The 24,592-nt window shown below is 49.4% G+C and carries 24 protein-coding genes and 2 pseudogenes; 1 reads left to right on the forward strand and 25 read right to left on the reverse strand.

The annotated features are described in order from the left end of the window. Positions 1 to 208: 208 nt before the first annotated feature. The 9 genes and pseudogenes from LK536_RS33490 to LK536_RS33530 form a co-directional block, all read right to left on the reverse strand. Positions 209 to 397 (reverse strand): annotated as a pseudogene (locus LK536_RS33490) (helix-turn-helix domain-containing protein); the annotation flags it as partial. A 294-nt stretch (positions 398 to 691) separates the two neighbouring features. Further along, entirely contained in the window at positions 692 to 1,411 is a 720-nt protein-coding gene (locus LK536_RS33495) for a hypothetical protein (RefSeq protein ID WP_227795152.1), read from the reverse strand. After that, on the reverse strand, positions 1,359 to 2,243 hold the full coding sequence (locus LK536_RS33500) for a C39 family peptidase (protein ID WP_329602190.1): 885 nt from the start codon (positions 2,241 to 2,243) through the stop codon (positions 1,359 to 1,361). The genes LK536_RS33495 and LK536_RS33500 overlap by 53 nt, the downstream gene beginning before the upstream one ends. 49 nt (positions 2,244 to 2,292) lie before the next feature. Next, a complete protein-coding gene (locus LK536_RS33505) occupies positions 2,293 to 3,888 on the reverse strand; it encodes a VirB4 family type IV secretion system protein (RefSeq protein WP_331472096.1) in 1,596 nt (531 codons plus the stop codon). Then, positions 3,885 to 4,580 (reverse strand): TraC-like domain-containing protein, encoded by a 696-nt coding sequence (locus LK536_RS33510; protein WP_227795153.1) that lies wholly within the window; start codon positions 4,578 to 4,580, stop codon positions 3,885 to 3,887. The genes LK536_RS33505 and LK536_RS33510 overlap by 4 nt, the downstream gene beginning before the upstream one ends. 16 nt (positions 4,581 to 4,596) lie before the next feature. Then, positions 4,597 to 6,303, reverse strand: a pseudogene (locus LK536_RS33515) (DUF8195 domain-containing protein). Positions 6,304 to 6,518: 215 nt separating this feature from the next. Further along, entirely contained in the window at positions 6,519 to 7,328 is an 810-nt protein-coding gene (locus LK536_RS33520) for a macro domain-containing protein (protein ID WP_227795156.1), read from the reverse strand. A gap of 258 nt (positions 7,329 to 7,586) precedes the next feature. After that, entirely contained in the window at positions 7,587 to 8,171 is a 585-nt protein-coding gene (locus LK536_RS33525) for a DUF6550 family protein (RefSeq protein ID WP_227795157.1), read from the reverse strand. A 109-nt stretch (positions 8,172 to 8,280) separates the two neighbouring features. After that, positions 8,281 to 8,592 carry a hypothetical protein gene (locus LK536_RS33530; protein WP_227795158.1) on the reverse strand — a complete coding sequence of 104 codons (312 nt, stop codon included), beginning with the start codon at positions 8,590 to 8,592 and terminating at the stop codon, positions 8,281 to 8,283. A 110-nt stretch (positions 8,593 to 8,702) separates the two neighbouring features. Between LK536_RS33530 and LK536_RS33535 the strand changes: the two genes are divergently transcribed. Then, on the forward strand, positions 8,703 to 8,975 hold the full coding sequence (locus LK536_RS33535) for a helix-turn-helix domain-containing protein (protein ID WP_506092074.1): 273 nt from the start codon (positions 8,703 to 8,705) through the stop codon (positions 8,973 to 8,975). A gap of 43 nt (positions 8,976 to 9,018) precedes the next feature. Here the strand turns inward: LK536_RS33535 and LK536_RS33540 are convergent, their stop codons facing one another. From LK536_RS33540 to LK536_RS33615, 16 genes are all read right to left on the reverse strand, one after another. After that, a complete protein-coding gene (locus LK536_RS33540; protein WP_227795160.1) occupies positions 9,019 to 9,588 on the reverse strand; it encodes a hypothetical protein in 570 nt (189 codons plus the stop codon). Then, positions 9,585 to 9,761, reverse strand: coding sequence for a DUF4320 family protein (locus LK536_RS33545; RefSeq protein ID WP_227795161.1), 177 nt, complete (start codon positions 9,759 to 9,761; stop codon positions 9,585 to 9,587). Before LK536_RS33545 ends, LK536_RS33540 begins: the two co-directional genes overlap by 4 nt. Before the next feature lie 21 nt (positions 9,762 to 9,782). Then, complete coding sequence (locus LK536_RS33550; protein ID WP_025482385.1) at positions 9,783 to 10,784, reverse strand: N-acetylmuramoyl-L-alanine amidase family protein; 1,002 nt, start codon at positions 10,782 to 10,784, stop codon at positions 9,783 to 9,785. A gap of 249 nt (positions 10,785 to 11,033) precedes the next feature. Further along, positions 11,034 to 11,396 carry a sporulation initiation factor Spo0A C-terminal domain-containing protein gene (locus tag LK536_RS33555; RefSeq protein WP_227795162.1) on the reverse strand — a complete coding sequence of 121 codons (363 nt, stop codon included), beginning with the start codon at positions 11,394 to 11,396 and terminating at the stop codon, positions 11,034 to 11,036. Then, complete coding sequence (locus LK536_RS33560) at positions 11,386 to 11,649, reverse strand: hypothetical protein (RefSeq protein WP_008726028.1); 264 nt, start codon at positions 11,647 to 11,649, stop codon at positions 11,386 to 11,388. Before LK536_RS33560 ends, LK536_RS33555 begins: the two co-directional genes overlap by 11 nt. A 319-nt stretch (positions 11,650 to 11,968) precedes the next feature. Continuing rightward, positions 11,969 to 12,898, reverse strand: a complete 930-nt coding sequence (gene metA, locus LK536_RS33565) for a homoserine O-acetyltransferase MetA (protein WP_025482388.1) — start codon at positions 12,896 to 12,898, stop codon at positions 11,969 to 11,971. 130 nt (positions 12,899 to 13,028) lie between these two features. Then, the gene (gene ligA, locus LK536_RS33570; protein ID WP_227795163.1) at positions 13,029 to 14,981 is read right to left on the reverse strand and encodes an NAD-dependent DNA ligase LigA; all 1,953 of its coding nucleotides are present in this window, start codon (positions 14,979 to 14,981) and stop codon (positions 13,029 to 13,031) included. A 13-nt stretch (positions 14,982 to 14,994) separates the two neighbouring features. Next, the gene (locus LK536_RS33575; protein ID WP_331472097.1) at positions 14,995 to 15,879 is read right to left on the reverse strand and encodes a pseudouridine synthase; all 885 of its coding nucleotides are present in this window, start codon (positions 15,877 to 15,879) and stop codon (positions 14,995 to 14,997) included. A gap of 7 nt (positions 15,880 to 15,886) precedes the next feature. Next, positions 15,887 to 16,936: a tRNA preQ1(34) S-adenosylmethionine ribosyltransferase-isomerase QueA gene (gene queA, locus LK536_RS33580; protein ID WP_227795164.1), complete on the reverse strand. Its 1,050-nt coding sequence runs from the start codon at positions 16,934 to 16,936 to the stop codon at positions 15,887 to 15,889. A 19-nt stretch (positions 16,937 to 16,955) separates the two neighbouring features. After that, positions 16,956 to 18,026 (reverse strand): hypothetical protein, encoded by a 1,071-nt coding sequence (locus tag LK536_RS33585; RefSeq protein ID WP_227795165.1) that lies wholly within the window; start codon positions 18,024 to 18,026, stop codon positions 16,956 to 16,958. A gap of 253 nt (positions 18,027 to 18,279) precedes the next feature. Then, positions 18,280 to 18,642, reverse strand: a complete 363-nt coding sequence (locus tag LK536_RS33590) for a cupin domain-containing protein (RefSeq protein ID WP_025482398.1) — start codon at positions 18,640 to 18,642, stop codon at positions 18,280 to 18,282. A gap of 2 nt (positions 18,643 to 18,644) precedes the next feature. After that, positions 18,645 to 19,562 (reverse strand): amidohydrolase family protein, encoded by a 918-nt coding sequence (locus LK536_RS33595; RefSeq protein WP_025482399.1) that lies wholly within the window; start codon positions 19,560 to 19,562, stop codon positions 18,645 to 18,647. Further along, positions 19,559 to 20,560 carry an ABC transporter permease gene (locus tag LK536_RS33600; protein WP_008726051.1) on the reverse strand — a complete coding sequence of 334 codons (1,002 nt, stop codon included), beginning with the start codon at positions 20,558 to 20,560 and terminating at the stop codon, positions 19,559 to 19,561. The genes LK536_RS33595 and LK536_RS33600 overlap by 4 nt, the downstream gene beginning before the upstream one ends. A gap of 13 nt (positions 20,561 to 20,573) precedes the next feature. Continuing rightward, a complete protein-coding gene (locus LK536_RS33605) occupies positions 20,574 to 22,247 on the reverse strand; it encodes a sugar ABC transporter ATP-binding protein (RefSeq protein ID WP_227795166.1) in 1,674 nt (557 codons plus the stop codon). Beyond that, on the reverse strand, positions 22,244 to 23,239 hold the full coding sequence (locus LK536_RS33610) for an ABC transporter permease (protein ID WP_227795167.1): 996 nt from the start codon (positions 23,237 to 23,239) through the stop codon (positions 22,244 to 22,246). The genes LK536_RS33605 and LK536_RS33610 overlap by 4 nt, the downstream gene beginning before the upstream one ends. Positions 23,240 to 23,408: 169 nt before the next feature. Further along, positions 23,409 to 24,470, reverse strand: coding sequence for a sugar ABC transporter substrate-binding protein (locus LK536_RS33615; RefSeq protein ID WP_040382531.1), 1,062 nt, complete (start codon positions 24,468 to 24,470; stop codon positions 23,409 to 23,411). Positions 24,471 to 24,592: the final 122 nt, after the last annotated feature.

Raw genomic sequence — 24,592 nt, forward strand, 5'->3', positions numbered from 1 at the left:
TATATCTACATTCGCATCGTTTATGATTCAAAGAATTTAATAATTCTATACTGGCTACACTTTTAGTATCAACGGTACCCATTTGCTTCCCGTTATCTATTAATTCAGGCTTCTTTTTCTCATTATTTTCTATCAGAATAATCGTATATAAATTAGAGGACTGACCCCTATTCTCTCTAAATCGGCTTTCTTTAACGATAAAACCTGCTTCAATTAATTCCCCTAAAGCTCTTTTTACCGTAGACACACCAATATGTAATTCCCTTGCAATCGTTGGAATTGCAGGAAAACATGTCCCTTCCTTATTGGATCTGTCAATCAAATATAAAAGTACCTGCAATGCCCTGTTTTTCAAATCTGAACCATATGCTATCTTCTTCATTTCATAACGATTCATACAAAATCCTCTATCTATAAAGACAAGTCATCCCTCGCCTATATACTTTCTAATAATATTTTTATATTGGCCTGCATTAGGAACCCCGTCCAGACAATCTGGCTGATAATTTATAAATAAAACTCTCTGTCCACTTGTTTGAAATGTTTTCCTATACGTTTCCCTATGCTCCTGTGCCACAAAAGGAAAGAGGATTATCAGTTCCTGTTCATGGTAATATTGTACAAGTCTAATCGTATTCACCAGCTCATACGGCTTTGTACCACACACTAAGATAAGTATATCCTGCATGGTTTACGGTATATTCACCACAAAATCATTGATTATAAACTGATACTCCCTCTCTGGCTGTCCCTTATAATACCCCACCCCATCAAGAACATATCCTCCCCCTTCAGTCTCCATCTCATAACTTTCCGCAATGCACTCCATATGACCGGAATCATTCCCCTCCACATAACACGCCGTCCCCCCAGCCATGTTGATCCAGTTAGCAAGTCCCAATGCCACCGTGGTAGTCCCAATCCTGTTCTGTGCCCCCACCACCGCTATCTGCACCCTGCTACACAAAAACGTATATTTATCCCCTTTACAATAAACTTCTTCCTTTTCCCTGACGTGATATTTTCCCAAACCAGAATCACAGAAACATAGACAGATTTCTTCCTGCATCCGTTCAATATCCGGTTCTGTCACAATATTTTCCACTCCGGCATGCAATAACCCCTGGAATAAACCATCCGGCTCCGAAAGTCCCTCCACTATGACTGTAACCCTGGCATGATACATGGTCTTGAATTCCTCTATGGCCTCCACAAATTCTTCATCGCTATCCCCAAAAGCCAGCCTGTCCAATACCAGCTCACTACAGTGCGAGAATTTTCTCATATCATAAACCACAAACTGCTTCAGGACAAAATCCCCGATCATTTTCTTGATAGGTTTTCCATCCTCCTTCTGGCTATAAAAATCCAGAAGGTTCATATGCTGCTGCGAAGTAAGATACAGAATCATGTCCATCACCTCCTTCTTCCGATTGCCCAGAAAGGGCCGCCTGCCCGGCCCCTTTCCTGGCTTCACCCAATATGATTGATAAGTCCCAGTCCTGTCTGCTCCGGTCAATGCTGGCCGAATCCGCCACCAATATCTTTCCACTGCCTGTAACCCCCCTCAATACAATGAAATGTCCACCTTTTGTGAAATGCCCTTTAGCCATGATTGCGACAACCAGTTTACCATCTGCCAGGGCATCCACAATCCCCTGCGCACTCAGGTCACCCTCTACCGACAGCCCATAATGTTCAGCTGCCCCTGGTATCAGGCTATGGTAAGACCCATTCCCTTCACAGTAATATCCATTGCTATATGCCCATCCTGCCATATGGGGCGGGTCTATCACCATATCCGTCAACGTGGACACCACGATACTCATGGAAGCCGGCCCGCATCCACTCCTGCTGACCGTACTGCTGCCATATGCAGCCCCGGCCCACCGTTCATCCAGCTGGCTGAAATAGGTAACCTGGTTATCACCTTCCTCACCGAATACCACACCGTCATAGTTCTGTCCGCTCCCGGTAATGTAATCATTATCATGAATACCGATATTCTGGTTATATCCGTAACCAATCTGGAACTCCTCCACCAGCTCCAGTTCGTCTTCATCCAGGAAGGATGCAAACACTGAAAGCGGACTCGTGACCAGGTACAGCACAAACGCTGTCAATAGCAGGGTGAAAATGACCGGGGCCAGAATGACAGTCAATATCCTGGTCCTGGTCTTTTCATCTGATGCTGCCTTAACTGCTATCCCCACAACCGTCTTCACTACCACTGGGTTTGCCATCTATCTTCCACCAGCCTTTCCCATATAACGGAACTTATATTCCGGTATCTCAAACTGGACATGAATCCGCTTCGCCCCCACAATGAACAGTGCATGCCCCCTCCGCCGATTCGTACTTCCTTGCCCTCTTCATCATGTTACGGAGGTACACCATGGCCTGTGGCACCTTCTGGTCCACCATAAGGTATGCCTCATCTGCGATGAACAGGAGACGCTCCTCCCTGTCCCAGCTCATCATCCTCCAGCTATAGAGCATGATGAGGAAATACTGTGCACGCTGGATGTTCTCTCCCATTTCCTGTAATGCGTGGGTATCCATCACAAGAAACCGGCTATGGCTCTCAATGGTACTGTGTCCATTCCAAATAAAACTGTCCGCACCAAGTACCACATCATAAAGCAAGTTCATCAGCTCCCTATAAATCACCGCATCCGGTTCAGCCGTGGCTTTTTCTTCAATCATCTGATAAAAATCAGAAAAAACCGGGTATTCTTCCGGAGCCAATTGGGCAGCATCCGTCTCCCAGCTGATATGGAACCTTCCATACACCTCAATCAGGCAGCGTTTCAGCATGGCCTTCTGCATATCTGTCAGGGAAGGAATATACAGGCTGAACCATATGTCCAGGTTCTTGATGTGCATGGCCAGGTCATTGATGCCATGTCCTTCATCCTGGTACAGCCTCTGTCCATCCTGCTCCATCTCATCATCCCTGGGGGATGGGAGTACCTGAAGGGGATTTATCCTTCCTTTTGCCCCACCTGTCGCATTGACCCAGTCCTCATGGAGCATATGGCACATCTCCTTATACTCACTCTCCGGGTCTGCCACAATAATCCGTGTCCCCCTCATATATTCGGACAACATTATATGTTTCACGGTGGTTGACTTCCCCACCCCTGAGTTCCCCATGATACAGAGGTTTGAATTGGTGCGGTCACCGCCACGGATCCACAGATCCACGATGATAAGCCCTCCGTTGGTATCCTTGGCAAAATAATACCCGCTTCCATCATTAAAACCACTGCTTGCAAAGGGGAATCCTCCTACAAAGGTGGATATGGGCACCACCTTCTGAAGTATGGATTCAATCTTATTATTGGTCGGGAACATAGGACTCAGGTGCATGAAGCATTCCTTCTGCAGGTTTGGTATGACACGCATCTTACACTTCAGGACACTGAGACAGCTTTCTGCCCGGCGGCATACACGTCTGAAATCCTTTTCCTCCCGGCTCACTGGCATGATTTCCACACTCATCAGGCCAACCGTCTCCCCCTCCCGGTCAATCTGCATGATGATTTTCTCCCCATCTTCCGCTGCCTTCTCAGCCCTTTGACGTGACAGCGGGTCTTTTGCCCCGTCTGCCAGCCCCCTCTGCTGCACGACACTTTTAGATATGGCATTGATCAGTTCCGCATTATCGACCGGATTGAACCCAATGGAAGCAATGGTACCTGGTATGTTCGTGATCTTGGACAGCCACTCCGGCTCCACTGTCTGCGGGTAGCGGATAATCCCATATATCTTCCCCATATTCTCACCCACTGACAGCTGGTTTTTCTGGAATTCCAGGCCTACTGGTGTGATTACATTCAGGAGGGCAGCATTTTCCTGTACATCTTCTGTTGCCTGTCTCCTCATGCCATACCACCCCCTTCTAACAAAGGAATGGCAGCTGCATATTCCGTGTCCTCCAGATGGGTGTAAGAGGGATTATGGAACAGGTTCAGCAGACGCACGATTTCCTTTTCCTTCAGGATATCGCATGGGATACCGCATCCACTGAATTTCTCACATAGCAGGGCCGCCCGCTTGGATAGTTCCGTCCCGCTCCCTTCCTCCTGTTTCTCCCATATGGACAGGTAAAACTGACGTTCCACGATGTCCCCCGATAATGCATAGCCGCTCATCTGAAGGATTTCCTGCCGGAGCAGTTCCTTCTGTTTTTCTTCAGCTTCCCCCAACATTGCCGTCATCTCATGAATGATGGGTGAGATATCGATTGGCCGGGAGGCTGCCATGAACTTAAAAGGGTACTGTACATCGGACAGTTCTGCCGTCAGCGTCTTGATGAGTGTGTCCTTCTCCGAATCACTGTACAGGTCGGTACTGATGGAATAGACCCTCAGATACATGAATATCTGGCCATCCCTGGTATACAGGAACCTGTCCCGGATGTCCTTCACGTTAATGAACTGCTGGGCTGTCATCAGGGCCGCCTGTTCCCGGTCCATTGCCTGTTCCTTCCTGCCCCGGCCTAAAAGGTATAGTAAAATACCGCCACCTGACAGGGTGACGGTAAGCATGATGATTGGTACAAATAAATGATCCATTTGGTTTCCTCCATATTCAGTTGATTGGGCGTATATGCCAGTCTGAAAAAACATTGTCCCGTACTGTCACTTCATCCGTCAGGTACATCTGCAGCATCCCGGCCGGTGTCCATGCATCCTTAATCTCCCCATATACCACATAGGGTCCATCAGGATACCGGACCGGACTGAAATGCGACCTGCGTCCGTAGGTACTGTACTGGTTTTTCCTGAATTCAGATGTGGATGAATATCCGCTGGTCATACGCTCCAGGTGACGCCAGTATGTCTTATATGAAAACTCCGGGAAATATGCCACCACAGTCTGGGCGCCTGTCACATCCGGGGAGGGCGCATTGGATGTCAGGTCCGCTGATGCCTTCATGTTAATCCCATACCCGGATTTCATGGTCCTTCCTTCTGCGGTTGGGTTCATATCATCCGGCTGTATCCCCATGTCTGCTGTTATGGAAGCGGAATAGGGAATCTAGTCAAATTCAAACCCCCCATGGTCGCACCAATATCCATCCTCACCACCATCATGATAGACCCAGTATTCCTGCCACCAGCAGTACCACTCCCCCCATGTAAGGGAGGTCACATCTGTTTTCCCTGGTACTGCAGGCCGTATATATCCATCATTCCTGTCATCAGCCTGAGGGTCCGGCGGCGGGTCCCCATTCAGGTCCACAATCCTTACATTCAGTCTGTCCGTGCTGAGTGTTCCCTTATTGGAAGAGATTGTTATGGTCATCTCCTGCGGTGTGGAAGGGGTATGCCACTTTACCCATACCAGCTGGCTCCCTCCTTCCGGAACCACCACATCCGTCATCCGATAGGTATCCCCGTTCATGCGGAATGTAACAGCAGCTTTACTCCGGTTATTAATCTCATTGTCCGCATGCAGCCTGACTGCGGTTATCACATCCGTATCCACCCTATATTCCTGGTCATATGTATGCCCTGTGGCTGGCGGTATTTCCTCCGGCCCTGATGCGTAACTGACTATCCCAATACCCAGGATGGATATCATCTCTGACGTGGTCCTCGCACTTCCTTTTGGGCCTGTCCAGGCCGGGAATCCCAGGTCCTCCCGTTCCAGGAACATGGACAGGGCAAAGTTCTTCATGATTACCGTAGGGAAACGGCTGCCTAAATCCCCTCCTGTCATCTGGTTATATAAGCCTGCTTCCGTGACAGTCATGGCAAAATACAGATGGTCATACCAAAGATAGATGATGGGTTCTATCACCATCTTATATTTCCCCGACACCATATCCTCCGGATGGATTCCTGTATAGGATGCGGCCATATTGGCCGCTCCCTCTGAACAGAAATATTTTTTAATGACATCCATATCTGCCTTCCCGCTGTTTGTGGATATGATTTTAGGCAGCGGTGTCTCCGGGATATGGTAATGGTAATCTGTCTGTATAGCCAGGGCCGCCCCGCTCCTATACTGCAGCTTACTCACCTTCCCAAAATTAAAAATGACCGCTGGGACAGCGGATAAATCACAGTTCGTAAAATCAATAGGGGGGCCGGACTGAATCCCGGTTTCTGCATCCACCAGCGTCAGCCGTACCCCCTCAAATCCTGTATACCACATATACCCCTCCACTCCCTGGTTGATGTTTCCCCCACCCCCGTCAATATTCCCGCTTCCTTCTGCGGCTGCTGCAGTCCCTGACGCCGCCATAGCCAGGCAGATGACAAGGGAAAGTATTTTCTGGACCGTTCTCATGACATTATTTCCTTCCTGCTTTGGAATTAAAAAAAGACACCGTTATGGTGTCCTCAGACTATAGACTTGTATTTTAAAGATTTACTTCATACATTACCTGACATTTTATGTAGACGAAAGTCGTGATCACAAACCGTCACGGCTTTCAACTTAAATTAGAATTTAGCGGGCCACATATCTTATGGATAATACAAAAATATGATCCCGATAAATAATTAATGTATTCTAGTTAAGTCGAACATATCATATTCAGACTTTCTCAAAATAATATATATTTTACTTTGTATTGGTATATCTGCCATTTTAATAATTGCTATTAAATATTCTAATATTGTTTGTTTTTCTCTGTTGAGACGTGAAAATCCTGCTCCCAATAATGGAATATAGACATCACGGCCATTCGCTTCTTTATTTATAAATCTTAATAACGAAATCATTGATTTATGGAGCATTTCCATATCACAGAATGATTTGCAATCCTCATCAATATCAGTTAGCGCAACAAAGTAATATTCATTACTACCTTTTAAAACTTTAGCTATGGTTCCAATCGGATATGACTCGCATTTACCTTCTTTTGTTATCTTGATTTGCGGCAAAATCCCCTTTATTGATGAAGAGATTTCTTTATCCAGTTCAACAACATTCCCAGCAAAAACTTCTTTTATACACTGGCCCATCATTGATTTTTCGTTTATCACTTTATCATTTACATGTGTATCGAAAAAACGATTACACGGAATTACAATTACCCCTTGTTTCTCAAACACAGAGCCAAAATGGATATGAATACTGCGGTCATTTCCTGCCCTAATCACAACACTGTTGTGGAAATAGCATCTCAAGAAAGCTATTATATATGATAGTACTAAAATAGCTATGACACAGAAGATCCGTTGCAAAAAGCTATTAAAAATTTTATCATATCCAATGATACCCAGAATTGTTACAATTATTGAAAATATGCTAAGATAAATCCCCGTTTTCGTAAAAGCTTGTTTGGCACTTTGAAGTACTTTCTTCATTGTGTAACCCCCATGTAAAAATTTATTATTTCTAAAAACTTCTTCGCATATCACAAGGTATACTTGGGTTTCGCAATTCCTTAAGAAATCGTGAATTGTCGTAGTGGCAATAATTTATTGACCCTACTTTTGGGTAATCATAACTACCACTTAAATCCAAAAGAACGATACTAAGTATCTATATTCATATTTACAATTTCACTATGTATCATGGACGTTGTTAATAGTCTGAAGACACCTTTACCGCGTCCATCCCAATTACTGCATGGTTCCTACCTGTTTATCCCAGTCCCCATCGGAATGGGCCTGCTCCGATGTGACGCTTCCATTGCCGTCCACATACCCAAAGCCCGGCACATATACCTGCCCCTGTCCATTTGAGGTACCTCCTGCCGGAGGCTGTGGCTCTGCTGATGGAGGTGCCTCTCCTTCATGGGCCGGCCCCACCTCCTGAGGTTCCGGCTCCCTCATGGGTTCTGACACCTGCTCCGGAAGCTGAGGCTTTGTCCCGTCCTGGATTTGATTAGCCTTTGCTGTCTCCTTCAGAGGCTCCCGGTCTGTCTCCTCTGTTCCTTCTGGCACCATTGCTTCCGAACCACCACCAGATGGTTCCACTGTCTGTTCTGTCTGGGATACCGCCTGCATCTGGGCCGTGGTTTCCACAACCTTAATCCCAGGTACGGTAACAGTCTCTTTGACCGTCTCCATGGTTTCTTCCGCAGAAGGCTCCGCATGGCCATCCCTGCTTCCGGTAAAGTAAAACAGACCGGCTGCCAGGCAGATAACTGCTGCGGTCAATCCGGTTATCAACATCTTCCTATTCATCATCTTTTCTTTCATCATGGTCCGCATCTCCTTTTATGGCAGGACTCAGCACCGCTCTTTTCCTGTTTCATCCAGTTCCATCATACATGAAAAATGATGCTGCGTCCAGCCTTTTATTACCTGTCCGTCATTCCAGGTTCCGCATGATACATCCTATGACCTTATCAGCCCTTCCTCTCTTAATCATCCCGGCCAGCATCTTTAACGATGCATCTTCATATATATTCCTGACATAATTCTTTTCCTTATGGACCTCTAACATGAAGAAAATAACATCATACAGGCCCTCCTCCGCTAACATACACACCATCTTCCTCATCTTATCCATGCTCATATGACCGCAGCCCGGATCCGATATCATCTCCCAGAAGCCCGGATACCTGTCAATCCAGGTTAACAGACGGATGAACTGCTTCTTCCCTGCCTTTTTCTTAAACATATGCTCTGTCTCCTTTTTCGTTTATCACTATCCAGCAATAATTTTACTCGGTTTAAATGCTACAATCAATGGCAATAAATCACTAAATAGTGATAATTCAGGAGTGCATGATGACTAAAATAATACAGGATATAAACCTTGGAAGAAAATTACAGGAATTACGTAAGGCCAAAGGACTTACCCAGGAAGATATCTGCGCACAGCTTGCAGTCAACGGCAGGCCAATGCTGCAGTCCACCTATGCCCAGATTGAAACAGGCAAAAGGAATATCTTCCTCAGTGATTTGATTGTCTTAAAACGTATATTCAACGTTTCATTTGACGAAATCTTCAGGAATCTGGAACCTGTCAATAAATATGATTCCGAGGATGGGAAGCAGTGACAGGTACCGTACGGGTGCCTGTCTGTTACCCATGGATTCTCATCTACCTTATGTCTGGTGATGGACTGAACTTTGGCATATAGGCCGACCTGGTCCTTATTTCCATATCCACTGCCTGCATGCCTGCCCAGGCAAATGACAGGGGGACCTCCAGCCTGACACCTGCAGTCACTTCCAGATTCGTCTCCGCATTTCCCGGCCTCAGCCCCACATTCACTATATCCACGGAGAGTCCCGAAATTCTGTATTCGTAGGTACCATCTCCCGGCTTCACATGATATCCGCCTTCATTCTCCATCCCCAGCAGTGCATCCAGCTGTCCATAGATATCCCCCTCATCCAGGTTTTCCTCCCAATCTTCACCATACAGCCAGTAGCCCCCGCTGTATCCTTCCCTCAGTCCGTGATAGACTTCATCATAATTTGCCGTGGCAACAGCAATGGCTGCGCCCTGCATGGCATCCCTTACCCCCTTCACTATGATGGACAGACGCAGCAGTTCCGCCATGGCACAAAGCAGGAACAGCAGGCCCAGCACAAGCGCTATCGTCAATGGGGTGGTATTCCCCTTCCTGTCTTTCTGTATCCTTCTTACAATTGCCGGACACCTCATTTATAATACACCTCGCTCCTTCCACTGGCGCGCGCCTTAATCACAATGGGGAATGAACCAAATTGGAAGAACCCGATATCCACCGTGTCCTCCAATGTAACGGCTATGCTTCCATATGCAAGAAAAATATCAAAAAGAAAAGGCGTAAAGAAATTTTCCCTACGCCTTTTCATATTCAATAAAATCCAGTCTATTTACTGCACCCAAACGCCAGAACCATTCACATAGAATCCGTCAGGTGTCCATGTATCCTCATACATCACGCCATCTGTGCCAAGATAATACCACTTTCCGTTAATGGCCTGCCATCCGGTCAGCATGGCCCCGCTGTCTGCCAGATAGAACCATTGGCCGTCCAGTCTCAGCCAGCCTGTCTGCATGTACCCGGAACTGTTGAAATGGTACCATGCACCGTTAATCTGCTTCCAGCATGAGGAAGGATAACCGCCTGTATCATAGGAATACCACCAGCCATTGCCATCCTGGACCCAGTGTCCACTGCCGCCGTAATTGGCAATCTCATCCTCGTCAATGGACAGTGTGTCGGAATCATCTGACCATTCCCCTGTCTTGCTGTTGTAGGTTGCAATAGCCCTTACGCGGAAGGTATAATCGCCTTCCCGGTTAAAATAGCCTGCAAAATCATAAGATGTCCCGGTGGTACTGACGGTTGTCACTGTCTTTTCGTCACGGAGCAGCTTCACATCATAGCTTTTGGCCCCCTCGATTTCGTCCCACACAGCCACGGTATCCTCCCATTCAAGGTTGGACGTACCTTCCAGCTTGCCGCCAATACGTTTCAGTTCCGCATATATCTCTATGTAGGACCCGCTGTCATAGACTTTTGCCCTTTTAAACGTAGCATTGCACCCGCTCAGTGTAAAATGGCTCTTGCTTGTATAGGAAAAACGGTAACCGTCCTTTGCAGAAAGCTCAATCTTCACCTCCGGCACATCGCCAACCGTCCATGTGTCCTGATCATCCGAGTTGGTGTACTCCGCGGACTCCACATAGTATTCACTGTCTTTTGCCCTTACAGTAATGTCGCCTATGTCATCTCCGCTTTTAGGCGCCTCGCCATACGAAAACTCCAGCCTTACCTTATCAATTTTTGTGTCGGCTGCATATGCAGTAAACGCGGTACTGACCGTCATCGCAGCAGCCATCAGCAGACATAACGCTTTTCGTTTGTTCATAACAATCCCCTCTCTGCGTAAATATAAATTATTTCCAGATACATACATTTATTATAATAAATTTGTTGCAGCTATTCAATTTAACAATACTTACAATCTTATTAATATATTTTCTGTCAAATGGCCCGGAATGCTTATATGCCTGGTCTTGTACAGCGCCGGTTCCATGACATAAGAATATCCGGAACCGTTTTTTACTCCCGGCTCCGGATATTTTTTACATAAGTCGCTGATTTTTAATATGAAGGGTTATTCGTGAGAAGCAGGATCCATATTAGTAAGACATGCAAAAAGGATTGCAAGAAATTGGCTTGATGTTGGTCTTTTCTCAAGTGTATGGCCCGCCATTTTCTGAAGGAGTCCTGGTTCGGATTTCCAGGCCACCTGCGACAGCGTCCTTATATTCCGTTCCACTGCGTGGCATGAAGTCTGATAGCGTCTGGCGATTTCAGGATACAGACATTTTGTGACGGAGTGGATACACTGCTCATCTTCTTCCATTAACAAAAGGGCGTATTCCGTATACCGGAAACCGATATAATGCAGGTCTGCCCAAAGTAGTGTCAACAACTTATGTATTTGTGCAGAATCAAATATGGCTTTATGCAACATCTTCTTTCCTCCTCCCCATCAGATACCTCAGTTCCCTGATGAAAGTAAGGATTTCTTCATCATTCAGCAGGAAAATATAGTATACCAACGTCATTGCTGAAAAGCCATATCGCCCATGCTCCTGGTCAATATAGGACCTTGGCGAGATACGCAGGGCTTCTGCCATATGTTCTTGGGAAAAAGCATGAACGCTACGATACGAATGAATTTGGCTTCTAAGAAAATCCTGAAACACAAGCTTATTCTCATTCATAAAGATGTCCTCCTACATTTCGACAATTATATGGGAATTTTACCCGTTAGCAGGACGAATTACCATGAGGTGTACCTCAGGGAGGGGAATATTTATTTGATTACAGGTTACTAATTTAAGATGCAAACATCCAAATCATGCAAATTTCTCACTTCCATATTGACCTTATTTTAACCGGCCGGCTTTTCAGGTAATTTACCCATAGATAAACAGTTCCTGATGATTATTATACAATGGATTTTCAGGGTTTACAGGAAATAAAAAGGCCCGTGAATATGCACTCCGGCTGCATACTCATGGACCTATTCAGATATCTATATTACAAAGTTTCTTCCTCTTCCTCATCCAGCACATAAGGCGTGGTCTGATACACATAATAATTCAGCCAATTCGTATACAGCGTATTGGATGTATTCCTCCAGGTCAGGGCCGGTACTGAGAACGGGTCATTATGCTCATAGTAATTACAGGGCACTTCAGGATTCAGGCCCTTGTTCAGATCCCTGTGGTATTCATTGTTAAGGGTCATCCTGTCATACTCCGGGTGCCCCTGTACAAAGACCTGGCTGCCGTCGCGGCTCATCACCAGGAATACGCCGGCCTCCTCTGATTCTGCCAATATCATAAGCTCCGGGTGCTTTAAGATATCGCTTTTGCGCACTTCCGTATATCTGGAATGGGGCGCCAGGAAATAATCATTGAGGCTGCGCACCAGCGGCACCTTCCTGTCCAGCACTTTGTGGTTGTAGATGCCAGACAGTTTCTTCTCTATGGGATATTTCCGGATTCCATAATGATAGTACAGGCCGGCCTGGGCTCCCCAGCAGATATGTATGGTGGAGGTCACATGGGTCTTGCTCCACTCCATGATTTTTGAAAGCTCGGGCCAGTAATTCACCTCTTCGAACTCCAGGTTCTCCACCGGCGCGCCTGTGATAATCATGCCGTCGAACTTTTTCTTCCGTATATCGTCATAGGTTATGTAAAACTTATTCAGATGGCTGGCCGAGGTGTTCTTGGACACATGGGTGGACAGCATGAGAAAGGTACAGTCCACCTGAAGGGGCGTGTTGGAAAGGGCGCGCAGAAGCTGGGTCTCCGTTTCCTCCTTTAACGGCATCAGGTTCAGGATTAATATCTCCAAAGGCCTGATATCCTGGCGCATGGCCCGGTCCTCGTCCATGATGAATATATTCTCTGACTCCAGGATGGTCCTGGCTGGAAGTTCTTTTTGTACTTTAATCGGCATATCATTCTCTCCCTTCAAATGTTGTGTGTTGTGTGGTTTATGCACAATCAGCACAGCTTCACCGGCAGCCTTTAAACGTTCCGGATAGCAGCTTCCAGACATCCCCCAGGGCCTGCCGGCGGAAACTGTGCTACAACATTCGCAGGAACTCCTCTTCTGATATGATTGGGACCCCCAGGTCCTTTGCTTTTTTATTCTTTGATGAATTGGAGGCCACGTCATTATTAATCAGGTACGTCGTCTTGGCAGTGACGGAGCCGGTGGCCTTGCCGCCCCTGCTCTCGATAACCTCCTGCAGCTCCTTGCGGTTTGCAAAATGCTCCACGGAGCCGGTAATCACAAATGTCATGCCTTCAAATATGGCATCCATTGTCTCCACCTTCTCCGCCTCAATGGTAAGTTCCTTTAACAGATGGTCCACTGCCAGGTTATTCTTCTCTGATGCAAAATAATCCATCCATGCCTGGGCCAGGACGCCGCCGATTCCATCCACGGCAACCAGTTCATCTGCCTGGGCATGGCGCATTTTCTCAAAATCAGATTTAAACTCCCTGCAGAGCATCTTGGCATTGGCAAGGCCGATTCCCGCGATTCCCAGACCATACACCATCCTTGGCAGGGTTGTATTGCTTGCGGTCTTAACGGATGCAATCAGGTTGTCATAGGATTTCTGTCCAAAGCCTTCCATCTCCACAATCGCATCCTTATGCTCCTCCAGATGGAAGATATCCGCATACTCATGGATAAAGCCCGCGCCTATGAACTTCTCCAGGGTGGCTTCGGACAGCCCGTCAATATTAAGGGCGTCACGGCTCACGAACAGGGTGAAGCTTTTTATCTTCTTGGCCTGACAGTCCGGGTTGGTGCAGTACAGGCTTTTCACATCATTCATCTGCTTTATCTGGGTCTCGCCGCCGCACACAGGACATTCTTTTGGTATATCCCTTACCCCGCTGCGCGTCAGGTTATCCGCAATCTGGGGGATGATCATGTTGGCCTTGTACACCGTAATGGTATCGCCCTGGCCCAGGTCCAGTGCTTCCATGATACTCAGGTTATGGACACTGGCCCTGCTCACCGTGGTGCCCTCCAGCTCCACCGGGTCAAATACGGCAACCGGGTTGATCAGGCCGGTCCTTGACGCGCTCCACTCAATGTAATCCAGCCTTGTCTCCCTGATTTCATCCTGCCACTTAAATGCAATGGAGTTGCGGGGGAACTTGGCTGTCCTTCCCAGGGCTTCCCCGTATGCGATATCGTCAAAGGTGAGCACCAGCCCATCGGAAGGCACGTCATTGCCCTCCACTGCCTCTGCAAATCCATTGACCGCCTCAGGCAGGTTTTCCGCCGTCACTTCTTCGTAGTGTACCACTTCAAAGCCCTGCTCCCTCAGCCATTCAAACTGGCGCTTCCTGGAATTCCCAAAATCCACGCCATCAGCCCTTACCAGGGCAAATGCCTCAAAATGCACGTTTCTCTCAGCCGTTATCTGGCTGTTCAGCTGGCGCACCGAACCGCTGCAGAGATTGCGCGGATTCTTATACTTGGCGTCCACGTCCTCGATTTCTTCGTTAATCCTCTTAAAATCCGAATAGGTAATGACTGCCTCTCCCCTGAGGATCAGCTGTCCCTCGTAGGAAATATTAAGAGGTACGTTGGCAAACACCCGGGCATTGGGGGTGATGACCTCGCCAATCTCCCCATTTCCCCTTGTAACCGCCTTTGTAAGCCTGCCGCCTTCATAGGTAAGCACAATGGTCAGCCCATCCATTTTCCAGGACAGAAGTCCCTTCTGATCCCCCAGCCATGACTGAAGGTCCTCCACGCTCTTTGTCTTGTCAAGGGAAAGCATGGGGGACTCATGGGTCTCCTTGGGCAGCTCGCTTAACACCTCGTATCCCACCCTCTGGGTGGGGCTTCCTGACATGATGATTCCTGTCTCTTTTTCCAGGGAACAAAGTTCATCGTAAAGCCTGTCATATTCAAAATTGCTCATGATTTCCCGGCTTTCCTGATAATAAGCCTTTCCTGCCTGTCTCAGGGTGGAAACCAACTCTTTCATTCTCTGAATCCTGTCTTCCATTCTGTTCTCCTGATCAATCTTTTACTGTCCTGGCCTTATGGGGCACGGCGCAGCCGCGCCCTCCCGGCAGGCTGCTGGAGTCCTTTAAAAGCCTCATAAGCTCCCGGTATTCCTCCCGGCCCGCTTCCCTTGACGCCCCTGTCTCCAGGCCGTCCAGCCGTATATTCATGATGCGCACCCGCACAAGGCGCTCCACATGGCAGCCGCAGGCTTCGCACATACGGCGTATCTGACGGTTCAGCCCCTGGGTAAGGATGATGGAAAATGTTTTCCCATCCACCCGTTTCACCTTACAGGGCCGTGTCACTGTTTCCAGTTCCCTGAGATAAATCCCCTTTGCCATCCTGTCCATGGCATCATCTGTCAGCGGACGGTCCACCGTGACAATATACTCCTTTTCATGAGCATTGCCACTGCGCATGATTTTATTCACCAGGTCCCCCTGGTTTGTCATAAGCAGAAGGCCCTCTGAATCCTTATCCAGCCTTCCCACCGGATAGATGCGCTCCGGATAATCCAGATATTCCACGATATTCATTGCCCGGTCCTTATCCGAAGTGGTACAGACAATTCCCCTTGGCTTATTCACAACAAGAAGCACCGGCTTCGGCTTCCGGCTGTCCGCGCCGCTGCCCCCATTGACCGGGACACCGTCGCATACCACCATCTGCCCCGGCTTCACCTTCTGGCCCATGGCAGCCGGACTGCCGTCCACCCACACCTTCCCGGCCTCAATCAGGCGGTCTGCCTCACGTCTGGAACATACTCCCATCTGGCCCAGCCATTTATTGAGACGTTCCTCTCTTTTTTCCTCTTTATTTTCCACATCCGTTTTACTGTTTAAATCCATTTTACCGTTTACATCCATGCCGTCTTCCCTGCGCCCATCCATATCCATGGTCCATTCACCGCTTTTGGGCCGCTGGGTGGGATGCAATGAACATGGCGTCCCCAAATGAGAAGAAACGGTAGCGCTCCCTCACGGCTTCCTTATACGCATCCAGGATATGCTCCCTTCCCGCAAGCGCGCTTACCAGCATGACCAGCGTGGACTCCGGAAGGTGGAAATTGGTTATGAGGGCGTCCAGCACCTTAAACCGGTATCCTGGATAGATGAATATCTCGGTCCATCCTGTTTTAGCCTGCAGGATACCGTCGTCCGTGGAAGCAGACTCAACGGTGCGGCAGCTGGTGGTCCCCACACAGATGACCCGCCCTCCGGCCGCCTTTGTGTCGTTTACCTTTTTGGCCTCGGACTCTTCCACCACGTAGAACTCGGAATGCATGTGGTGGTCCAGGACATTTTCCACCTTCACCGGACGGAAGGTGCCAAGCCCCACATGAAGCGTCACATGCGCAATCCTGACCCCCATATCCTCAATCTGTTTTAAAAGCTCATTGGTAAAATGCAGTCCAGCCGTGGGGGCTGCCGCGGAGCCTTCATGCTTTGCATACACGGTCTGGTAGCGGTTCTTGTCCTTCAGCTCATGTGTGATATAAGGAGGAAGGGGCATCTGGCCCAGCTGGTCTAAAATCTCCTCGAATATGCCCTTGTAGCTGAACCGGATCAGACGGTTGCCGTCGTCCACCGTCTCCACCACGGTGCCGCTCAGCAGGCCTTCCCCAAACTCTATGACGGTCCCCGGCCTGCACTTCTTGCCCGGACGGACCAGCGTTTCCCATATATCATTTTCCCTGCGCTTAAGAAGCAGGACCTCAATCTTGGCCCCCGTATCCTTCTTGACGCCAAAAAGCCTGGCCGGTATTACCTTTGTATCGTTAATCACCAGACAGTCCCCCGGCCTTAAATACTCCACAATATCCCGGAATACCCTGTGCTGCACTTCCCCTGTATCCTTGTCCAGTACCAGCAGCCGTGAGGACGAGCGGTCCTTAAGCGGGTCCTGGGCAATCAGTTCCTCCGGTAAATCAAAATAAAAATCCTTTACATCCATGTCCTGTCTTCCTCCAGCTTTATTCAATCTTTACCTCAGAACCACCTGTTGTCTCCGGGGCCGTATCCTGTCCTTGGGATGCATCTGCCTGTCCGGCGCCAGGCGTCTGGCTTTCTCCGCTGCCGGCGTCCGCCCCGTCCTGGCCGGATGCCGCGTCTGAAGGAGCTGCGGCATTACCGTCCTGGCCGGCGCCATCCCCTGCATCCGTACTGTTCCCCGCTGCAGCGCTTTCACCGGCTCCCGAAGTCCCGGCCCCGTCATCCTCAAGGGATACCATGCTGTCCTGGCCGTCCTCCTCTGAGCTGCTTACCACTGCCCCGTTCCTCAAATCGCCGTAAATCCCCGCAAGCAGGGTATCCGATTCAATGGCCTGGCGCAGGCGCTCATTGACCTGCTTGGATAAAAGGCGCACATCCTCAGACTGGTTCTGCTTTGCCACGTAATCGGCTTCATCCCCCACTACATTTTCGCGGATGATGTAATTGCCATTGTCATCCTTCAGCACATAGCACCACATAAGTCCCGGCGCCAGGGTATCCACCCTCCTGAACTTCACCTCATAGGTCACATAGGCCACATAGGAATCCGCGGTCAGCCCCGGCTTTGTATAGCATACAATGTCCTGGTAATCCTCGATGTAGACAGCCTCGCTTTTCAGTTCTTCCCGGCGCGCCTCCAAGCTCTCATCCGCGGCCTTGCCGAAAAGTTCAAATAACTTTTCCGCATCCTGGTCAATCTTGGCCTGGAAATACTCGCTGATCAGCAGGTTAACCTGGGGAACCGCGTCCTTCTGAAGCTCATAATGGGAAAAATCCGTGGTATACTGGCTGTTGTCCGGTTCCACACCTGCGTCCTGCGCTTCAGTCCCGTCGCCGGAAATACTGATATCCCCGCCGGATGGGCCGGACTCAGTGGATACCCCTGTTCCGGGCGTGGCCGCCGTCTCCTTGTCACCTGGCTTTTTATCCATGACCATTATGATAATCACCAGCACAATCACCACCGCAAGGGGGATTGCCGCCATCCGGATGTATTTTATCTTGTCAGCGTCAGACCTTCTGCCGCGTGTCCGTCTTCTGTTCTGTCTCATATATAAGTCCTCCAGTCCTCATGCTTCTATATGCATCATTTGGGTATCATAACCACTTCGTCTTATTCTAACAAAAAGCGTGGGAAAATGCAATGGGATAAGAACATCGGCAATCAGGTCCGGCACGCCGGTTCCCGGGATACAGGGCGCAGCGGCATGGGCTTTGGGGTAAAATAAAAAGCTGTTATATGCGGATTTCCGGTTGCATACGGCAGCTTTTCAGTAAAAGGGCTTTTTCAGTTTATAAAAATTTTTATTCGGATGGTTCCTTTTTGTATAAAATAAGGGCAATCATCTCCACAGGGCCTTCCATGGCTTCAATTGAGTGGCCTTCCCCGCTTCCGGTAAAGGCCACGTCGCCGGGATGGAGGATGCGTTCGGTTCCGTTGTCATTGAATCTGGCGGTGCCCTCCAGTATGTAGTAAGTCTCTGATTCGTTGGTGTGGACGTGGTAACCGATGGCTGAACCGGGATAGACCGTGGTGTGGGCGAAAACCCTTCCTTTGCCATACATTTCATCCGGCCCGTTTAACAGGTCCCTGACACAGATTTCACCTGTCCCGTTAAATGGGGCCGGTTTGGTTGTCTGTATTACGGATTCCTTTGCTCTGACCATTCTCATGCCTCCTTCTGCCGGAAATATACGTAAGCGGCATTGTTATAGTAAAGGGCGTTAAGCTCGTCTTCCGTCCAGCCGCCATAGGTCAGGTAATCGGTCAGATGACCGTAGCTGTCCTGGGTGGCTGCAAAGGGTGCATCGGTCCCCCACAGGAGTTTTCGGATGCCAAGGCGGGATGCGGCCTGGTGGAGCAGGGTGTTCACATCAGGATACGGATATGTATCCGGGGCATAGATTTTGGGCACGGAGGAGATGTCAAACCATACATTATCCTGGTTTAACAGCTCCAGGTCGGACCAGAGACGGTCCTCTTCCCCTCTGGTGGGGGCAAGGAGGTGGCACAGGACCATTTTCATGTTTGGAAATGCCTTTGCCACACGGGCCAGTTTCTCCGGCTGGTAACTGGCCATCGTCAGGTCCCCTATATCAAGGGCCACCACGGCATTGCACTGGTCTATCATTTCATATATCTTCATCATGCGGCCGGAATCCAGGTCAAAGGGGTCGTGACAGCCCATGAGCCCGCCTCCGGAGCTTACCTCGAATTTGACCAGGCGGAATCCCTGTTCTTTTAACTGAAAGGACAGGATATCCAGGTAATTGGTCATGAAGGGATCCACGGTGCAGGACGGGCAGAAACGGTCCGGGTACTTTTTCATGATTTCATAGTGGTACTGGTTCTGGAACCCATACATGCTTCCCTGCATCAGGACCGCCTTTTCCACCTCATGATGGTCCATGATTGCAAGGGCGGCTTCCGCGGTAAAGCTGGTATCCCCATAGCCTTCGGGCAGCAGGCGGAAAATCTCGCCGTTGCCCCACTGGGCCATGCCGTTTCCCGCAGCCCGTAATTCCCCTCTGCGGCAGTATCCTGCTATGATTTTTGCTATATGCAGGTGTGAATCTATTTTTTTCATTGAACAGCTCCTCCTTGTTTGCGGAATAATGATGCGAATAAACCTTTTTTCTTTTCCTGATGTCCCATGATGTCCACTGCCACCGCAACGATGATTACCAGGCCTTTTACCAGGCCGTGGTGGGTGGACGGCACATTCATCAGGTTCATCCCATTATTCAGAAGCCCTACCAGGACAGCGCCGAATATGGCTCCCATCACCGTGCCTTCGCCGCCGGCCAGACTGACGCCGCCAATGACCGCCGCGGTGATTACCTCTGTCTCATATCCGCTGCCCGTGCTGGCCATGGCCTGCTGGGTCATGGAGGCAAGGACAATGCCGCCGATGGCAGCTGTCAGGCCGGAAAAGATATAGGCCATCATGGTGATGCCGTTATCGGAAATGCCGGACAGCCTGGATGCCTCCGGGTTGCCTCCCACCGCATAGACATAGCGGCCCAGCTGGGTCTTATCAAGGACATAGAAGCTTATAAGGGCAACCGCCGCCATGATGAAGACAGGCACGGGCAGTCCAAACAGCTTGCCGATCCCGATATAGGTAAATGCCTTCGGTTCCAGGCATCCCAGGATTTTATTATTGGTAAGTATCATGGAAATCCCGGATATGATGCTCTGGGTCGCAAAGGTAATGAGGAATGCAGGCACCTTGAATTTTGTTATGATGATGCCGTGCACCACGCCCACAAGCACGCCGCACAAAAGGGCGGCCAGGATTCCTAAAAGGACGCCTGTGACCGAATAATCGAAAAACCGGATGATCCTCACCACGATGATTCCTGTCAGGGCCAGCATGGAGCCCACGGAAAGATCGATTCCGCCTACCAGGATAGCAAAGATGGAGCCGGATACCATGATGCCGATTACGGATACGGACCACAGCACATTGGACAGGTTGGCAATGGTGGGGAAACTGTGGGGCGCGATGATGGTCAGCACCAGCATGAATCCCAGAAGAATGAATATCTTACTGTATCTCTTTAAACTGACTTCCCGTTTCATGATCCATCCCTCCTTAACCCAGAAGCCCGGATGCCGCGGCCAGTATATCAGCCTGGGTTACCGTTCCCTCTGCAAATTCTTTTACTATCCTGCCTTTGCGCATGACAAGTATCCTGTCCGAAACCCGCAGAAGCTCCTGAAGGTCGGAGGATACAAGGATGACCATCACACCCCTGTCAGCCAGTTCCCTGAGGATATGGTAGATTTCGTCCTTGGCCCCCACGTCGATTCCGGCGGTCGGCTCATCTACAATCAGAAGCTTCAGGTCCCGCATCAGCCATTTGCCCAGCACAACCTTCTGCTGGTTGCCTCCTGATAACAGTCCCACTGCCTTGTCCGGGTCCTTGGGACGGATATCCACCGCCTCAATAGCGTTCAGGCACATCTGAAGCTCTTCCTTCTTTGATATGGCCCCGCCGCTTTTGCGGATCAGGTCATAGTTGGTCAGGGCCGTGTTCCTGTTAATGGACAGAAGCGGGATGAATCCCTGGTTCCTTCTGTCCTCAGGCACGAATCCAAACCCTCTCTTAATGCTCTTCTTCACCCTGGGGACATATTTCTCCCCTTCCAGATAAATCTCACCGCTGCTGTATCCATCTATGCCGTAAAGACAGCGGACCAATTCTGTCCTGCCCGCTCCAATCAGGCCGCCAAAACCAAGTATCTCTCCCCTGCGGACCTGAAAGCTCACTTTGTCAAATACTCCCCTGCTGCTTAAATCCCTGACTTCCAATGCAGCCTCGCCGCCGGTTTTCCGGAAGGTCTTGACCGAGCCTTCCGACTCATCCACCACCTTGCCGATCATCAGACGGATGACTTCCACCGGATTGATTTCCTCTTTCTCCAGGACCACCACATTTTCCCCATCCCGCAGTATGGTAAGACGGTCAGCCAGACGGTAAACCTCCTCCAGCCTGTGGGAAATGTAGATGATGCTGACGCCCTTATCCCTCAGGGCTTCTATGATGGAAAACAGGATTTCCGCCTCACGGCCGCTTAAGGACGCCGTGGGTTCATCCATGATAAGCAGGTCTGCGTCCGAGGACAGTCCCTTTAATATCTCCACCAGCTGCCGCTGTCCGATTCCCAGGTCATTGACAAAATCTATTGGATTGAGCGGAAACTCATAGCGGTCAATCAGTTCCTGGACCATTGCGTTCATTTTCTTATGGTCAATCAGATGCGTCTTCCCAATCCTTGGCTCCTTGCCAAGAAGCACGTTCTGTGCAACGGTAAGGGCCGGTATGACGGAAAGCTCCTGATACACGCAGGAAATGCCCAGTGCCTGGCAGTCGCTCCTGCTGTTGATTTCCACATTATTCCCCTTCCATTTAAGCTGTCCGCTGTCCTTGGAATACGCCCCTGTTATGATCTTGATCAAGGTGGATTTGCCCGCCCCATTCTCTCCCATAAGGGCATGGACCTCGCCTTTTTTGATGTCCAGGTTCACATGCTTTAAAACCGGCACACCGCCAAAGCTCTTATCGATATCCAGCGCCTGAAGGATTGTTTCCCTGGAAATGTTCCCCTCTGGAATGCTCCCCTCTGGAATGTTCCCTCCGGAAATGCTCCCGCCGGATATGTTCTCTTCGGAAATGTTCCCGCTGGAAATGCTCCCTCCGGATATGTTCTCTTCGGAAATGTTCTCTTCGGAAATGTTCCCGCCTGAAATAGTTCCTCCTATCATGAGGCCGTCACCTCCTCGCAAAGCCGTTTCCTGTTCTTGGATGCCTGCTCCATCCGCTTGTTGTACCATGCGTCAAACACAACCACAAGGATGATGATGACGCCCTTGATAATGGGCTGATATGCAGTATTAATCTGGTATTTGTAGATGCCGTTGTCCAGCACCGACATGAACAGGGCACCGATGACGGTTCCTATGACATCTCCCCTGCCCCCGTCCAGGGCGCAGCCGCCTACCACAACCGCCGCAATCACATTGAATTCCAGGCCGGTACCCAGAACAGCCGTGGTGCTCTGAAGCCTGGATGTGGTGAAAATGGAGCCGACTGCCACGCAGAAACCGACAATGACAAATGCAGCCATCCTGGCCCTGTCCGTGTGGATGCCGGACAGCTCCGCCGCCTTTTTATTGGAACCCACTGCATAGAGGTTCGTGCCAAACCTGGTCTTTTTAAGGATGACCTGCCCGATGACAGCCAGCACGAAGAATGCAATGGTCACATAATAAATACCGCCCACAGACCCGCCAAACACGGTAAACCTGTAATCCTTCATGGGCTGGCTGGTAATGATTCCATTTTCCTTAATGGCAATCACATAGGTAAGTGCCCTGTATATACTTAAGGTGGACAGGGTGGCTATGAATTCGGGAAGGCTGAACCTGGTTATGATAAAACCATTGAACCAGCCAGCCGCCAGACCCACAAGTATGCCCGCGGCCAGCATAAGCCATATAGGAAGCGTGGTATAACGGTAAATATTAGCCATGACCATTCCCACAAGGGCCAGGGCAGAACCCGTGGAAAGCTCGATTCCGCCCGTGATGATCACATATGTAACCCCAATCCCGATAATCCCGATGACAGATGCATCCCTGAAAATGGAGATGATGTTCTTTGCCTGCAGGAAATAGTCACTGGTGGCAGAAAATAAAATCACCAGCACAAACAGCATGGCCAGGGAAATAAAACGTCTGATTGTATTCTGCTTCATAAATTAACTCCTTGCATTGAGTACTCAGCGTCCCGCTTTTGGGCGCCCTGTGCGAAAGCACTTCACGATATGGGGCAAGGTCTTATCACAAGCCTGGTATCATGAAATTCCCAAGGGCAGGAGCTGCCAATGCCGCTCCTGCCGCCATTTCCTTTTCCAACGTATCTAATTACCAGCGGTCTTCCGGAAGGATCTGGGCTACCGTATCTTTAGTGACCACAACCGGCTCCATGTTGATGACCGGGGTCTTGGACAGCACGTCATAGCTGTATTCCGAACCGATCATGAGAAGCGCGACCTTGGCAGCAGTGGAACCTTCATCCCAGCAGTTGGTATAAATGGTGCCTGTCAGCTGTCCGCTTTCAATCATTGCAAGAGCGTCCTTCTCACCGTCAGCGCCCCAGATTACCATTCCATCCAGACGGTTGGCTGACTCGGCTGCAAGGGCAGCGCCCTCTGCCATGGCATCGTTGATTGCAAATACACCGTCAATCTTGTCATTGGCCTGCATGAAGCTGTTCATCACACTCATGGCTGTTTCCTTCTCAAAGTTGGCTGCCTGGGAACCGATGATCTCAATGCCTGAATACTGGCCGATTGTATCACGGAATCCTTTTTCCAGGTTATCTGTACGGATGATTCCGGGAAGGCCCTGGATGATTACAATCTTGCCTGTCCCGTCCAGCTCCTTTGCAATCTCTTCTGCCGCCAGACGGCCTGCATCATAGTCCACCATCTGTACAAGGGCTGAATGGACTGAATCCACGTCCATATTGATGGTAATCACAGGGATGCCTGCTTCCTCTGCTTCTGTTACAGATGCCGCAAGGGCTGAGTTATCGCTTGCCTGAAGGATGATTGCATCATACTTCTGTGTAATGATTTCCGACATGATCTTAACCTGCTCTTCCGCACTGCTCTTAGCGTCAAAGCCCTGGACCGTTATATTGTCATAGTAAGCACACTCCCGCTCAATGCCTTCCAGCCATGCCTGGTTTACAGGTGTCCCGATATCGTGTGCAACGTATGCAAGCTTAATGTCATCCTTATAAGGATCCTTCACCATCTTATTGCTCTTCTTCTCAGTCTGGGCCGCTGTATCGCTTCCCTGGGGTGCGGCTGTGGTGGCCGGGGCGGTCTGTTCCTGCCTTCCTCCCTCACCGGAACAACCGGCTAACATAAATACTGACATGGCTGCAATCATTGCTGCTGCTAATAATTTTTTCTTCATATCATACTCTCCTTACTGTTGCTTTGTTTTCTGATGTTGCATTGCCTTAATGATGTTGCTTTGCCTTAATGATGTTGCTTTGTCTTAATGATGTTGCTTTGCCTTAATGATGTTGCTTTGTC

The organism is Clostridium pacaense (assembly GCF_020709765.2).
GTDB lineage: Bacteria > Bacillota > Clostridia > Lachnospirales > Lachnospiraceae > Enterocloster > Enterocloster hominis.

Excerpts from the sequence above, each read along its gene's own strand:
- LK536_RS33495 (WP_227795152.1), bottom strand. The coding sequence starts at position 1,411 with ATGATTCTGTATCTTACTTCGCAGCAGCATATGAACCTTCTGGATTTT.
- LK536_RS33500 (WP_329602190.1), bottom strand. The coding sequence starts at position 2,243 with ATGGCAAACCCAGTGGTAGTGAAGACGGTTGTGGGGATAGCAGTTAAG.
- LK536_RS33505 (WP_331472096.1), bottom strand. The coding sequence starts at position 3,888 with ATGAGGAGACAGGCAACAGAAGATGTACAGGAAAATGCTGCCCTCCTG.
- LK536_RS33510 (WP_227795153.1), bottom strand. The coding sequence starts at position 4,580 with ATGGATCATTTATTTGTACCAATCATCATGCTTACCGTCACCCTGTCA.
- LK536_RS33520 (WP_227795156.1), bottom strand. The coding sequence starts at position 7,328 with ATGAAGAAAGTACTTCAAAGTGCCAAACAAGCTTTTACGAAAACGGGG.
- LK536_RS33525 (WP_227795157.1), bottom strand. The coding sequence starts at position 8,171 with ATGATGAAAGAAAAGATGATGAATAGGAAGATGTTGATAACCGGATTG.
- LK536_RS33530 (WP_227795158.1), bottom strand. The coding sequence starts at position 8,592 with ATGTTTAAGAAAAAGGCAGGGAAGAAGCAGTTCATCCGTCTGTTAACC.
- LK536_RS33535 (WP_506092074.1), top strand. The coding sequence starts at position 8,703 with ATGACTAAAATAATACAGGATATAAACCTTGGAAGAAAATTACAGGAA.
- LK536_RS33540 (WP_227795160.1), bottom strand. The coding sequence starts at position 9,588 with ATGAGGTGTCCGGCAATTGTAAGAAGGATACAGAAAGACAGGAAGGGG.
- LK536_RS33545 (WP_227795161.1), bottom strand. The coding sequence starts at position 9,761 with ATGAAAAGGCGTAGGGAAAATTTCTTTACGCCTTTTCTTTTTGATATT.
- LK536_RS33550 (WP_025482385.1), bottom strand. The coding sequence starts at position 10,784 with ATGAACAAACGAAAAGCGTTATGTCTGCTGATGGCTGCTGCGATGACG.
- LK536_RS33555 (WP_227795162.1), bottom strand. The coding sequence starts at position 11,396 with ATGTTGCATAAAGCCATATTTGATTCTGCACAAATACATAAGTTGTTG.
- LK536_RS33560 (WP_008726028.1), bottom strand. The coding sequence starts at position 11,649 with ATGAATGAGAATAAGCTTGTGTTTCAGGATTTTCTTAGAAGCCAAATT.
- metA (WP_025482388.1), bottom strand. The coding sequence starts at position 12,898 with ATGCCGATTAAAGTACAAAAAGAACTTCCAGCCAGGACCATCCTGGAG.
- ligA (WP_227795163.1), bottom strand. The coding sequence starts at position 14,981 with ATGGAAGACAGGATTCAGAGAATGAAAGAGTTGGTTTCCACCCTGAGA.
- LK536_RS33575 (WP_331472097.1), bottom strand. The coding sequence starts at position 15,879 with ATGGATATGGATGGGCGCAGGGAAGACGGCATGGATGTAAACGGTAAA.
- queA (WP_227795164.1), bottom strand. The coding sequence starts at position 16,936 with ATGGATGTAAAGGATTTTTATTTTGATTTACCGGAGGAACTGATTGCC.
- LK536_RS33585 (WP_227795165.1), bottom strand. The coding sequence starts at position 18,026 with ATGAGACAGAACAGAAGACGGACACGCGGCAGAAGGTCTGACGCTGAC.
- LK536_RS33590 (WP_025482398.1), bottom strand. The coding sequence starts at position 18,642 with ATGGTCAGAGCAAAGGAATCCGTAATACAGACAACCAAACCGGCCCCA.
- LK536_RS33595 (WP_025482399.1), bottom strand. The coding sequence starts at position 19,562 with ATGAAAAAAATAGATTCACACCTGCATATAGCAAAAATCATAGCAGGA.
- LK536_RS33600 (WP_008726051.1), bottom strand. The coding sequence starts at position 20,560 with ATGAAACGGGAAGTCAGTTTAAAGAGATACAGTAAGATATTCATTCTT.
- LK536_RS33605 (WP_227795166.1), bottom strand. The coding sequence starts at position 22,247 with ATGATAGGAGGAACTATTTCAGGCGGGAACATTTCCGAAGAGAACATT.
- LK536_RS33610 (WP_227795167.1), bottom strand. The coding sequence starts at position 23,239 with ATGAAGCAGAATACAATCAGACGTTTTATTTCCCTGGCCATGCTGTTT.
- LK536_RS33615 (WP_040382531.1), bottom strand. The coding sequence starts at position 24,470 with ATGAAGAAAAAATTATTAGCAGCAGCAATGATTGCAGCCATGTCAGTA.